Source organism: Flavobacterium xizangense (assembly GCF_054075145.1).
In genome coordinates this window covers 48837-62931 of sequence record NZ_JBSIPG010000014.1, presented here as the reverse complement: position 1 = coordinate 62931, position 14095 = coordinate 48837, and the positions used below count along the sequence as shown (strand labels likewise).

Genomic DNA, 14095 nt, shown 5'->3' with positions numbered 1-14095 from the left:
GTCATGCCTTTTAAAAAAATAATATCTGAAATTGAAAAGCAGCATCAGGTTAGTTTCAATTATACTGAAGACAACATTGCTGGTCTTGAATTAATTCCTCCAAAAAAAACACTTTCGCTAGCGCAAAAACTAGAATATCTTTCTAAAAAAACCAATTTGTCTTTTGAAAATATTGGAAACCAATTCATTAATATCTACAAAAAAAGTGACGAACCTAAAATCATTTGCGGATATGTTTTTTCTAGTGTCGATAAGAAACCAATAGAAAACGCCAATATTAATTTAGCCAATAAAACACAAACCAGAACAGATTCAAAAGGTTATTTTGAATTTAAAAAGGAAAATCAAAATACATTTCTCATCACGCATATTGGATTTGTGTCAAAAAAAAATTCGATTGGAAATTCCGATTCTGAAAATTGTCTTCAACTATTTTTGGAACCTGAAATCACAGAACTTCACGAAATTAAAACCAATGCGATTCTGGCTTCGGGAATTTCTAAAAATGTCGATGGATCATTTGAGATTAAACCCAAGAAATTCGGAATTTTGCCCGGACTTATCGAACCCGATGCTTTACAAACCATGCAACAGATTCCCGGTGTTAATAGTATCGACGAAAGCGTATCGAGCATCAACGTGCGCGGCGGTACGCATGATCAGAATTTGTTTTTATGGAACGGAATTCGGATGTACCAAACGGGGCATTTTTTTGGCTTAATATCGGTTTTTAATCCCAATTTAGCGCATACAATTTCAATTTATAAAAACGGAAGTTCTGCTTTTTACGGAGAAAGTGTATCCAGTGTTGTAGCAATGTCTTCGACGCCGGAAACAACTGAAAAAAATTCTTTTAGCGCCGGAATCAATATGATTAATGCCGATATTTATGCGAAATATAATCTTTCGAAAAAAAGTTATATCGAAATTTCAGCCCGAAAATCCATTACTGATTTTGTTGAAACACCCACTTATAAAGAGTATTTTAATAAAGTATTCCAAAATACTACAATCACCGATTTTTCAAACAATCAAAACGTTGATTATCAAAGTGACAAGAAATTCGGTTTTTATGATGCGACGCTAAAATATGTTCAAAAAATAGGAAACAAAGATCAAATCGTACTTGATTTAATTACGATTAAAGATAATCTGGAAGTTTTTCAAAGTGCGACGGTATATGATATTTTCAGATCGGAAAACAACATATTGCGTCAACAAAATTATGGCGGAAATCTGGCTTGGAAAAGAAATTGGAATAACTTTAATACCACTAAAATCAATGTCTATAATTCGGCTTACGAACTTTTAGCCAATCAGACCTCAACTTTTGGAAATCAAATTGCGATTCAGGAGAATACCGTTAATAATAACGGAGTTAACTTAGAAAACAATCATATTCTTACCTCAAAATTTAGTTTAAATGATGGATATCAGTTCAACGAAATAGGTGTCACGAATTTAGAGGATGTAACCAATCCTGATTTCTATCGCAAGGTTAAAGATGTTTTGAGAACACATGCTTTAATTTTGGAAGGAAAATACAATGACACCATTTCGAGAGTTTATTTTAAGGCCGGAACCCGAGTTAATTATATCGAAAAATTTAAAAAATTCATTCCCGAGCCTAGAATTGAGTTTGGCTATGGAATCAATAAAAGTCTGAATTTAGAATTGCTGGGCGAAATGAAAAGTCAAAATTCCCAACAAATTATTGACTTACAAAAAGATTATTTCGGAATTGAAAAGAGACGATGGATTATCTCAAACGACTCCACAATTCCGATTCAGAAAAGTAGACAACTATCTTTAAACTTATCTTATGAAAAAAAAGGCTGGCTGCTTGATATCGAAAATTTTTATAAAAAAGTAACCGGAATTACAACCTCGAGCCAAGGTTTTCAGAATCAATTGGAATTTGTAAAAACAACCGGAGATTATGAAATCTGGGGAACAGAAATGCTTGTTCAGAAAAAAATGAATCATTTTTTGACCTGGCTGAGTTATACTTACAACCGCAATAATTATCATTTTATTAATTATGAATATCCCGTTTTTCCTAACAACTTTGAAGTAATGCATACTGCAAGCTGGGCAGGAATTTATGAGAAAAACAATTTCAAAATTGCTTTAGGAACAAAATGGACTTCGGGCCGACCAAAAACTTCTCCAGACAATTCTCAAATTGATCTTTCAAATCCCACATTGATATACAATAAACCTAATAACACCAATTTACACACTTTTGCACAGGTTAATTTTTCTTCAACTTACAAGTGGGAAGATGCTAATGGAATTCAGTATAAATTGGGCGTTTCCATCTTGAATATCCTTAATCGAAAAAATGAAATCAGCGAATATTATAGAATAAGTTCGCTAACAAATTCTATTGAAGAAGTGGAGACATTTTCACTGCAACGAACTCCAAATGTGAGTTTTAGAGCTTCATTTTAATCTTAATCCTACAAGGCTTTAAAAAAATCTTAGACTTTTTTTACTTTTTTTTTTCAAAATATCAATTCTTAAGGTAGGGTATTCTATCACAAGACTGTTTTACTATTGAATTTTATCAAAATAGTAAAAAATGAACCCCTTAAAAAATCTGAAATTATTTCCTCTGGACAGTTCGTAATACTAAAATTATCGAATAGCACGTCCATAAAAATCAAGTGAAAATCTTGATACAAAATCATTAAACCAAAATACTTTACTAGTCTGTAAAGTCCATTTCAATTTAACATAACTTAAATCCAAAGTATTATGAAATTAAGACTATTTAAATTCGCCGCAATTACCCTTGCAATCTCATCATTTTTTATAAGCTGCAGCAACGACAGTGGAAGTGATACCCCTACCACTCCACCACCACCGGTTACAAAAACAGAAGTAAACCTTGCTACAAGCACTACTTTAGGCTCTTATCTTACAGATAAAAACGGAAGATCTTTATATTTTTTCGCAACAGATGCAAACGGACAATCTTCATGTACCGGCGGATGTGAAGCTTTTTGGCCTGTTTTTAATGTTGATAATTTAACCACCGACAAATTAGGAACCGGATTAACATTAGCTGATTTTGCTTCTATTACCACTCCTTCTGGCAAAAAGCAATTGACTTATAAAGGTTGGCCTTTGTATTACTACGCACCAATGTCTGCCGGAGATGGATATGGTGGCGCAGGTGTCAATACTCCCGAAGCTGCCGGAAAAACTTCAGGAGACGGAGTTGATGGCACATGGTTTATTGCAAAACCAGATTATTCAATCATGATTGTGAGAAATCAGCTTGTAGGTCATGACACTAAAAATTACAAATCAGATTATACTGTTGGAGTTGGTACAACGACCTACTTTACTGATGCTAAAGGATTGACATTGTACACATTCAAAAATGACAATTTCAAGAAAAACAATTTCACAAAAGAAGATTTTTCAAACAATGCGGTTTGGCCAATTTATGAAACAGATAAAATTGTTGTTCCCTCTATTCTTGATAAATCTAAATTCAGTTCGATAACCGTTTTTGGAAAAGTGCAATTGACTTATAATGGCTGGCCTTTATATTACTTCGGACAAGATGCTGGCGTAAGAGGCGCCAACAAAGGAATTAGTTTTCCAAGTCCTGGAATTTGGCCAGTTCCGGTAAAAGATATACCACTTGCCATTTAAACTGCTAAAATAAAAGAAAACATTATTAAGGCTGAAATCAAAATAAGTTCTAATAATGTTTTCTGAATATCAACAAATTGAAAAGAGAAATGAATAAAAAAACCAAAATAATTATTTCAATACTATTCGCAATTGTCCTAATCATTTTTTTCTCTTATAACTGTTTAATGCATAGCGGAGCTCGAAATTTAGCAACTGAAAAAACAGATTTCACAGTTAGTTCCGCTGCCATTACAGCCGAATTTATTTCAGATTTAGAAGCTGCAAACAAAAAATATCTTGAAAATGCCGTTGCTATAAAAGGAAAAATAACAGCTCTGAATGGAAAAGAAGTAATTCTGGACGGCACTATTATCTGCAGTTTTAAAGATCAGGATTTATCCATTAAAAAAGACCAAATAGTGACTGTAAAAGGGAGAATTGTCGGATATGATGATTTGATGGGCGAAGTAAAACTAGATCAATGTTTTATAATCAAAAACTAACTAAATGAAGGTAAAATTATTTTTATCCGTAGCATTTTTTCTTTCAATCATTTGCCATGTATCGGCACAAGATGATTTGTTAAAGGAACTGGATACTATAAAATCAAAAGAAAAACAGACAGAAACTTTAGGTTTCAAAGGACTGCAGATTTGTAATATGCAATCAACAAAATTAACTGCCAAAGGAGAATGGTATGTATTGATTTCCCATCGTTTTGGTGATTTGACTAAGGGCTTTGAGAATTTCTTTGGATTAGATGATGCGTATACCAAATTGGGAGCAATTTACGGTGTAACCAACTGGCTTTCTGTTGGAGCTTCAAGGCAAACTAATAATAAAATTTATGAATTAACATTAAAATACAGACTGAAAACGCAGGAAGTGGATGGCTTTCCGGTGACTATTGTGGGCTATAATACGATGGATATCAATACCAATTTAAGTACAGATCAATATCCGAATTTACAATTTAATAATCGATTGGCTTATACTACACAACTGTTGGTTTCAAGGCAATTTTCAGATAAGATTTCACTTGAAATAAACCCGATTTATATTCACAAAAATCTGTATGATGAAACTACGGAAAGAAAAGATCAATTTGCGGTTGGACTTGGCGGAAGATATAAGTTCACAAAAAGATTGAGCATGAATCTTGAATATGCACCCCGAATTAATGCTCCCGAAAGCGAGGTATATCACAACTTGCTTTCAGTAGGATTAGATATCGATACCGGTGGGCACATTTTTCAAATGGTATTCTCAAATTGCCAGACTATGAACGACGTTTATGTATTTTCTAATGCCACAGGAAAATGGAATGGCGGAGGTATTTACTTCGGATTTAATCTCTACAGGGTTTTTTAAAAATTAATACGAAATTCTATGAAAAAAATAAAAATTTGCCTGACCCTATTATCCAGTGTTTTCATTGTCTCCTGCGAATCTAACACTTATAGCGAATTAGCTCCGCCTACCAGCAATCCAACTTATGTAGCAAACATAGAGCATATTATGGAACATAACTGTATCAGCTGTCATTCCGGAACATCGCAATACCCAAATCTGGAAACGTTTGATGGAGTCAAAAATGCCTGTACCAATGCCAATTTAATCTGCAGAATAGAATCTCAATCCTGCGGAGCAAGAATGCCTTTAGGAGGAAGTTTACCTCAAACAGATATTGACATGATAAAACTTTGGGCAGCAAACGGATTTGTAAAAGAATAAATTACAACGATGAAAAAAACAGCATTTTTAATTCTATTATTTTTATTGGGAAACACCATTTTCTCCCAAAAAATGATAACCCGAACCGGACAAATAAAATTTGAAGCTTCTGCACCTTCTTTTGAACCTGTTGCAGCTGTAAATAATTCTGTTTCAGCAATTCTTGATAAATCTAATGGTGAATTTGCTGTACTGGCTTTGGTAAAAGCTTTCAAATTTGAAATTCCGCTTATGGAAGAACATTTTAATGAAAATTATATGGAATCTTCCGTTTATCCAAAAGCCACATTTAAAGGGAAAATCATAGATTTTGATACTTCTAAATTAAGCACTTCAAAAAAATATGATGCAGAAGGTGATCTGACTATACATGGCGTTACAAAGAAGATTAAAATTAAAGTCAGTTTAGCCTTGAAAGATGGAAAATTATATCTCTCCAACAATTTTACAGTAAAAGCCCAAGATTTTAATATCAAAATACCAAGTGTTGTAAAAAGCAAAGTTTCGGAAGATGTAAATATTGCCCTGAATTTTATTCTCGATGGAAAATAATCTTTTTAAACTCTAAAATTATACAATTATGAAATCTCTATTTAATTTTTCAGCGCTCTTACTGTTATTATTTATTGGAGTTTCGTGCTCTAGTAATGACGACAATTCTAGTCCGCCCTCACCTATTATTGTAACATTTAATGCTACTTTGAGTGGTGCAAATGAAGTTCCTGCAAACGCTTCAACAGCAACAGGAACAGCAACTTTGAGTTATAATAAAACCACAAAAATCTTTACGGTTACTGTGACATATTCCGGTTTAACTCCAACTATGGGACATATACATATGGGAGCTGCGGGTACTAATGGTCCTGTAATATTTCCGTTTTCTAGTTTGGCATCACCTATTAGTTATACTAGCACTGCTTTGACTGCAGCTCAAGAAACGGATCTTATGGCTAATAATTATTATGTCAATCTACATTCTGAAGCTTTTGCAGGAGGTGAAATAAGAGGACAACTTGTTACTGCTAATCCAGCCGGAAGCCCTGCTGGTGGCGGCGGTGGTGGAGGCTATTAATCTCCTTTTTTACAATTTATGTTAATTACAAAAGCCTTACTGTTTAATTAGTAAGGCTTTGGTATTTTTAAGAGTTTTTAATTATTTCTAGCATATTGAACTGGATAAAACGATCCTTTATAATACTTTACATATCTTTATTCTTGTAATAATTTATCTAATTCTATTTCAATTTCTTTACTTTCAGGATGTGGTGCTGTGTTGTTAATTAATTCTCCTTTTTTATTGTAAAGTAAATATCTTGGAATTGTTTTCAACAGCAGATTTTGATAAAACTGCGCATTTGGATAATTCACAGCAAATAAATTATTGCTGCTTGAAAATAATTTTTCTTTATCAGAAGCCATTTTCCAAGCTGATAAATCTTTGTCGATGGAAATATTGACAAAAACAACTTCTTTATCCTTATACATTTTTTTTAAATTATTGAATGCCGGAATAGAAACTCTGCAGGGTCCGCACCAACTTGCCCAAAAATCAACATAAATTACTTTGTTTTTATTTTTTGAAAGAATTTCATCCAGTGTGAATTTTTGTTTAGCTGAATTGAGGAAATAAGTAATCTTCTTTTCTTCTTTCATTTTAGAAAGATCGAAAGCATATTTCTCAAAAATTTCATTGCACATTTCTTTATTATGCACTTCTTGCTTGAATTTTTCAAAATACATTTCTGAATCTACATTTGATGATGATTCTATAATTCGACACAAAGTTGTGTACAATAAATAATCTTTTACTATGACAGAAAAAACTTTACTCTTCAAAACATAATCAAATGCTATTTTAGGATTATCTGGTTGTGATTTTGTATTTGTTTCTTTTATTTTTTTGGTAATATAATTGTCTAAAAAAAACTGATAACCTCTCATATACAATAAATCATCCTGTTTTAAATCATCGGCAGAAACTTTAGAAAGAAGTTCTTTGTTTACATTAATCTCGTAATATTTTGTATGCTCTTTATACAATTCCATGACATTTTTAGAAATTAAATCTTTAGCAAACAAAGAGTCGAGAGTAGCATGTATTTTTACTGTATAATCACGTATTTCTGTCTTATATTTTTTGCTTTCCAATTCATTCCGCATTCTTTTGTTTTGATCAAAAAACTCAAAATCATCCAGTGGTTTTTGAATTTTGAAAGAAACTTCAAAATTGCAGTCAAACTCTTTAGTTTTACGACCAAATATCGTTGCTTTCGGCACACCATTTTCATAATCAAAAATTATAGTATCTCCTTTTTGAAACAAGTAATAATACGTTTTGGGAGAATCATAAATATAAGTCATACAAATTAAATCTCCTTTGACTGATCTACTGATTGTATCGGTTTTTGATTTATTATTAATAATCAATTCCGAACGTTTAAAATCCCCTTGTTCTGAAATATAAATTGGGTTAATAGTTCCGCTGATAGTGCGATACTTTGTGGTTGGAACGTGATCATTTTTTTTGAATATAAAAACAATTTCATTGTCTTGCTGACAAGAATTTGTATTTGCTTTTGCCGAGTTTATGGCTAAAAACATAAAAAAAAAGGAGATAAAATGAAGATTTTTGAGCATTGTTTAAATTGGTTTATTGGCTGTTATATAACTTTTTAATAGTTTTAGTTTAATCTTTAAGTTTTCAATTACGTTCAAAGTGACTAAATCTATTATTTCATTTATCAAAATTTATTAGATATATGTCGGCCTCATAACTGACTTTTTAAAATTGTTCTTTGAGTTAAAGCGGGACAATACATTCTAAAATAAAGACAAAAAAACGAGTTAACTATATAAATTAACTCGTTTCTTGTTTTAGCTTTATTTGGGGGCTTCAAGCTATTTTTTCATTTTATATCTCAAATTTTATTTTGAGAAAAAATTAAATTTTACTTTCGTCATCAACAGCATCTTGCCATTTATCCCATACTTTGACAGCTTCATTGTAGCCATCATAACCATAGTTTTGACTTAGCTGACCTTTGATGTTAGGCTCTATAGCAAGTCTATAAGGAATTGGCCAGTAATTATTACGTTTATCCATAGTATAAAACTTTACACCTGGCTTAAGCGAAATACCATTTGGATATTTATTGTAAAGCGTGTAATGAACAATACGTTGCCACCAGTAGCTTCCTCCAGATGCATCTTTACCAGATTGTTTATCCCAAGTTGCTTTATTATAGGTATTACCCCACTCATCAGGTTTTCCACTCATAGCTAAACAGTGCGAAATACGTTTTAACTCCACATTTCTCCATTCTTCCATGTAAAGCTCTCTTCCTCTTTCTGCACAAATATCACCAATAGTTACAGTAGTATACATTTGTGTTGCTTTTGCTCTCGCTCTTACAACATTAACATCCTGAGCTGCTCCAGTCGCATTGCCTTGATAAAAACGAGCTTCAGCACGTAACAAATAAGTTTCAGCTAAACGATAAATGTACATATGTGCACTTGCTCCTGCAGTAGCTCCTTGAAAATCATTTGCTGCTGGATTAGCCTCGGCTACAACATCATGATAAAAGATTTTATAATGAGGAAAATCAAACCAATCGCGAATGGAATCTGTTGCTAGCAATTTACCAGCTGCATCTTTCATTCTGAAATTTTGTCCAGCCCATGTAGCACTTCCCCCCGCTCCTGGAGCATATTTAAGGTCTTCCATGTTTACCCAGTTACCAACAGTACTGTTATGTCTAAGATCCACCTTATCCTCAACACCATTTACAACCCACATAGGATGCTGCGAATAATAAGATCCACTTATAGTCCCGATACCACGTCCTATTGCTCTTTGGTAATCGTATTTTGCATTATAATTCGTTTTGTCTGTCAATGGGAAACGCGGTGCCGCTGTTTTACCATCAGGAGTAATCAAGTTGGCATCGTTCCAGTTAGGCCCAAAAATTCTCATTGAAGCAAATGCTAAAAATGATTGTGCTCCTCCGTTTGGTGCAACTAATATCGCTTCAGTATTAGCAGATATTACTTTGTTCTCTGGTCGGTGTAAATCCCAAATTACATTTCTTGTAATTGGCCATGCCGTAGGATTTCCTCCCGGATCAAAAATACCTAAAGAGTTTTGTACCAAAGAATAACCTGATTGATTGATCAAAATATTAGCTTGTGCTTCAGCATCAGCAAATCTTCCAGATGCCAAATAACACTTAATTAGCAATTGACGACAAGCACCTTTACTAACCATACCTACATATCCTATTTTTGATTGCTCTGGTACCCATTGTACAGCTTTCTCCATATCAGCCGTAATCATTTCAATGATCGCTTCTTTTTTTGTAGAATAATAACTCTGTTTAGGAACCGACAAGATCTTAGTAATCAATGGTATATCACCAAATTCATACACTAAATTAAGATAACGGTATGCTCTGTGAAAATAAGCCTGACCGATATATTTATTTTTAACCTCTTCCGATAAACTTTTTACATTACCAATATAAGTTAATACTGTGTTAGCATTTTTGATACCTGTATAAGCTTCAGTCCATAGGAATCCAAGATAAAGTGATTCACCACTTGGGTCTCTTCTAAAATCTCCAGTTGGAACGATCGTAGCAGCATAATCAGCAATGTTACTTCCTGTATCTGTTTTACCATATTGCGCCATGTCTGAGAAAAGATATTCTGTACCAATAGGCACACTCACACCAGAAAAACCGTAATGAATATAATTATTACGCAACTGTTTATCACATAGTGCTAAAGTTGCCTGCAAACCAGCTTCTGTAGAAAATGTAGTTTCTGGTTCGTAAAACGAAAGCGGGTCAGATTCCAAAAAATCTTTCGAACAAGAACTGGCCAATACTGCCAATAAAGCAAAAGGCACTAGTCTTGTTATTTTATTTTTGATATATTTTTTCATTGTTGAATAATTTTTAAAGTTGGAAATTAAAACCTAAATTAAACTGTCTTGTAGCCAATCCTCCTGTTTCCGGATCTCCAAAATATTTCCATTCTTTAGAAGCAGACCATGTTGCTACGTTTTGAACTGAAGCGTAAATTTTTATATTTTTAATATGCGCGCGATCTAAAAGATCTCTAGGAAGCGTATAAGCAACCGAAATGTTATCCAAACGAATAAAGCTTCTATCATACAATCTTCCTGGTGCAACCGGAGTTCCTGCAGGTCCTTTAGCGTCAAGACGGGCCCATTCATTAGTTGGGTTATCAAGTGTCCAATAAGGGTTTACATATGGATTAAAGTTGAATTTATACAAACTGGCATCGTTGAAAGTGTTCATGTAAATTGAACTAAGTGATTTACCTCCATTGTAAGAATACATACTGATACCCAAATCCCAATTTTTATAAATCTTAAAATCATTACGCAAAGTCCATTGTACTGGAGGATTTGAATTACCTAAAAACTGTTTATCTTTTTCATTATAAACTGCTTTTTTATAAGCAACACCATCTGCGTCTACTGCATCTACGTCATCTGCCGTATAACTGTTATCAACTTTTGGATCTCCAGGACGCTGCCCGTATCTTTGAGCTTCTTTCCACTCATCCTTCTGCCAAATTCCAGTTACTTTATAATCCCAGATTTGAGAAATAGGTCTTCCTATAAACCATCCATTAGCTGAATCATCACCCTCTTTTTTTCCAATAACATTACCACTGGCATCTTTAATATCTACCATATTGCCATACAATGAGATAATTTTATTTTCGTTATATGAGATACCAAATGTAGTACGCCATTCAAAGTTTGGTGTTTTCATATTAAGTGTATTAACACTCAACTCAAAACCTTGATTTTGAACCTCTCCAAGGTTAGTTGCAATTGATGAGAATCCAGTGAAACCAGGTAATGATTGACTCATAATCATGTCATGAGTAGATGCTTTATAAAGATCTAAAGTGGCCGTAATACGATCGTGTAAGAAACCTAAGTCAAGACCAATATTGGTTGATGTTGTTTTTTCCCACTCCAAATTTGGATTGGCCATACGGTCAAGTGCTAAATATTTCAACTCAAGTGCTTTTCCTGAAGGATCTAAGTATCCCATTGTTCCAGTATTTACTAAGTTTGCAAGAGAAATATACGGATCAGCAAGCGATCTGTTACCATTTTTACCCCAAGACAAACGTAATTTACCAGTACTCATCGCATCCCATTTAAACCAGTCTTCATTTTTAAAGTTCCAAGCCACTCCAAAAGAAGGGAAAACTGCATAAGGATTTGAAGCTCCAAATGCTGAATATCCATCACGACGAACAGTCGCTGTCAACATATAACGATTATCAAATGAATAAAAAAGTCTTGCCATCAGACCATCTGCTGTTTCATGTGTATCGTTTGATCTAAGCGCACTGTTTGCCATTGTTGCTGTACTAACATTGTGAAACCCTAAAGCATCTGAAGGTTGAATATTATAAGCATCCATTCCATCTGACCAATAACGACGTTCTTCAGCTTCCTGAACAAAAGTTGCAATGAAGTGATGTTTTTCAGCAATTGTATAATCCCACGTTATTGTATTATTCAAGTTATACTCAAATCTTGTAGCATTATTTCTGTTTACTCCTGTAGTAGCTGCCGGCCAGTTTGGATTTTGTGTTGATCTGAAATAACGATCATGATAAAACTGATAGCGAGGAGCAATATTAAATGAATACGTGATTCCTAACGGCAACGTTACCTTTGTATTGAAAATAGCATTCAATGTTGTAAATCCTGTTTCCTTGTCAATATATTGGCGTTCGTAGTAATAATTATAATTCTGTCCTGAAACATTTTTTCCCATTGGCTGTCTCTCATAGTTTCCATTTGCATCTATAAAAGTTCCGAATGGACTCGTTCTCATCATATTATTATCCCCAGCATTTGTACCTAAAGAAGGCGTAACATCTCCATCTGATCGATCCTGAAAATTAATATTTGCACCAAAGTCAAGCCAATCAGTAATTTTAGCATCAACTTTCATATTAGAACGAGCCGATTTGTAATCATTTCCAACAATAGCTCCTTCTGACGTTAAATAACCAAACGACATGTAATAGTTAACCTTGTCTCCTGCTCCCGAAATACTTAAATTATTATCATGATTAATCCCTGTTCTAAAAGAGCTGTCACTCCAGTCATGCGTTTTATCAGCTAAGAAATTAGCCATCAACGAAGGGTCAAAATTTAATCCTAAACGTGTTCCCCATACTTCTTTACTGCTTTTTCCTGCTGTTTGAGTAGCCGGCTGATATGCTAACCATTGCGCTTCAGTAATACCCCATTTCGCTAAATCATTTGGATTTGAAAAATATCCAGGTTTACCGTTAGCAACTGTTCCTGCAATCCACGCTTCGTATTGCTTAGTTGTTGGATTAACACCGTAAGTTTGGGCTGTTTCCCAGTCTTCACGGTATTTTAAGTATCCTTCTGGAGAATACACACCACGATAGGCACTCTTATTACTAATTGTTGTGTTTGTAGTAAAACTAACAATAGGTTTACCTGTTTTTCCTTTTTTAGTTGAAATAAGAATAACTCCTGCTGCTGCTCTCGATCCGTATACAGATGCTGCCGAAGCATCTTTTAAAATATCAAGTTGCTGAATATCATCAGGATTTATTTCTGAAAGCTCACCATAAAACTGCATTCCGTCTAAAATAATAAGCGGTGAATTATGACTACCTCCTGTATAAACTGAAGTCTGACCACGAACTTGTATGCTTCCTCCTCCTTTTGCTGAAGGGTCATATCCTACTCTTACACCAGGCGTACCTCTTAAAACATCCTGAACTGTTTGTGGATTTTGGTTCGCCAATTTATCGGGCGTTACCTGAACAATTGCTCCCGTTAAATCCTTTTTCTTCATTTTACCGTAACCTACTACAACAACCTCATCTAATGAAGTAGTCGCTTTTTTCAATTTTACAGTAATTGAAGCTTCACCTCTTACGCTAACTTCTGCAGTTACATAGCCTAAATAAGACACAACGATTACTGCATTGTCGTTATCTACCTTTAAAGTAAATTTTCCATCAAAATCTGTTGAAGTACCATTTTTACTCCCTTTTTCTAAAACTGAAACTCCCGGCATCGGCATACCGCTTTCATCTACTACTATTCCCTTAATGCTTTTTTGTGGAACTACATCGTGAGACTCCATTGTACTTTTAGAACTAATAGCGTAGCCATGAACTTGTGATAAAGAAAACAAGACGCAAAATATCATCATTTTCTTTTTCAAATTAAATCCTGATCCACCATTAGGACTTTTTTTAATCCTAGTAAAATTTGTCATTTTTGGTTTGTAATTTGTTGGTTAATTAATTAGTTAGTTTTCTAAAATCTTCTGAGCTTCGGTCAAAACCGATTAATGATTTTATTGGGACAAATTTGATTAATTAATGGTTTTCAGAGGGAGCAATAAAATCCGTTTTTGGGTATAATAAAGTCTGACCTATACATTTTACCCATGTTTTGTAGCTAAAAAATGACGTTCTTGTAAAAAATATCTGGAAAAATTACAGAACACATAAATAATTAAGAATCTATTATGAAATGCAAATTCAAAATAGCATTTAAATAAAAAAGCAGCAATGTCATATTGCCGCTTTCTTTCAACTAGATTCAAATTACTATTCAACCCGATTAATTTTTCATCAAAAGTGTTTAAGTATTTTT

At 33.7% G+C, this 14095-nt stretch carries 10 protein-coding genes; 7 read left to right on the top strand and 3 right to left on the bottom strand.

What is annotated here, in order from left to right; translation table 11 throughout:
• Positions 1-3: 3 nt before the first annotated feature.
• The 7 genes from ACWA1B_RS20795 to ACWA1B_RS20765 all read left to right on the top strand — a co-directional run bounded on the left by ACWA1B_RS20795 (position 4) and on the right by ACWA1B_RS20765 (position 6457).
• Entirely contained in the window at positions 4-2454 is a 2451-nt protein-coding gene (locus tag ACWA1B_RS20795) for a TonB-dependent receptor (RefSeq protein ID WP_456910284.1), read from the top strand.
• A gap of 306 nt (positions 2455-2760) precedes the next feature.
• Positions 2761-3669, top strand: coding sequence for a COG4315 family predicted lipoprotein (locus ACWA1B_RS20790; RefSeq protein WP_456910282.1), 909 nt, complete (start codon positions 2761-2763; stop codon positions 3667-3669).
• 89 nt (positions 3670-3758) lie between these two features.
• The gene (locus ACWA1B_RS20785) at positions 3759-4154 is read left to right on the top strand and encodes an OB-fold protein (RefSeq protein WP_456910280.1); all 396 of its coding nucleotides are present in this window, start codon (positions 3759-3761) and stop codon (positions 4152-4154) included.
• 4 nt (positions 4155-4158) lie between these two features.
• The gene (locus tag ACWA1B_RS20780; RefSeq protein ID WP_456910278.1) at positions 4159-5022 is read left to right on the top strand and encodes a DUF5777 family beta-barrel protein; all 864 of its coding nucleotides are present in this window, start codon (positions 4159-4161) and stop codon (positions 5020-5022) included.
• A gap of 18 nt (positions 5023-5040) precedes the next feature.
• Positions 5041-5385, top strand: coding sequence for a c-type cytochrome (locus tag ACWA1B_RS20775; RefSeq protein WP_456910276.1), 345 nt, complete (start codon positions 5041-5043; stop codon positions 5383-5385).
• A 72-nt stretch (positions 5386-5457) separates the two neighbouring features.
• On the top strand, positions 5458-5937 hold the full coding sequence (locus ACWA1B_RS20770) for a YceI family protein (protein WP_456910274.1): 480 nt from the start codon (positions 5458-5460) through the stop codon (positions 5935-5937).
• A 28-nt stretch (positions 5938-5965) separates the two neighbouring features.
• Positions 5966-6457, top strand: coding sequence for a CHRD domain-containing protein (locus ACWA1B_RS20765; protein ID WP_456910272.1), 492 nt, complete (start codon positions 5966-5968; stop codon positions 6455-6457).
• A gap of 137 nt (positions 6458-6594) precedes the next feature.
• On the opposite strand, the gene ACWA1B_RS20760 is transcribed toward ACWA1B_RS20765, so the two are convergent.
• The 3 genes from ACWA1B_RS20760 to ACWA1B_RS20750 form a co-directional block, all read right to left on the bottom strand.
• Positions 6595-8022, bottom strand: a complete 1428-nt coding sequence (locus tag ACWA1B_RS20760) for a TlpA family protein disulfide reductase (RefSeq protein WP_456910270.1) — start codon at positions 8020-8022, stop codon at positions 6595-6597.
• Positions 8023-8326: 304 nt separating this feature from the next.
• Positions 8327-10330 carry a RagB/SusD family nutrient uptake outer membrane protein gene (locus tag ACWA1B_RS20755; protein ID WP_456910268.1) on the bottom strand — a complete coding sequence of 668 codons (2004 nt, stop codon included), beginning with the start codon at positions 10328-10330 and terminating at the stop codon, positions 8327-8329.
• 13 nt (positions 10331-10343) lie between these two features.
• A complete protein-coding gene (locus ACWA1B_RS20750; protein ID WP_456910266.1) occupies positions 10344-13712 on the bottom strand; it encodes a SusC/RagA family TonB-linked outer membrane protein in 3369 nt (1122 codons plus the stop codon).
• Between the last annotated feature and the right edge of the window lie 383 nt (positions 13713-14095).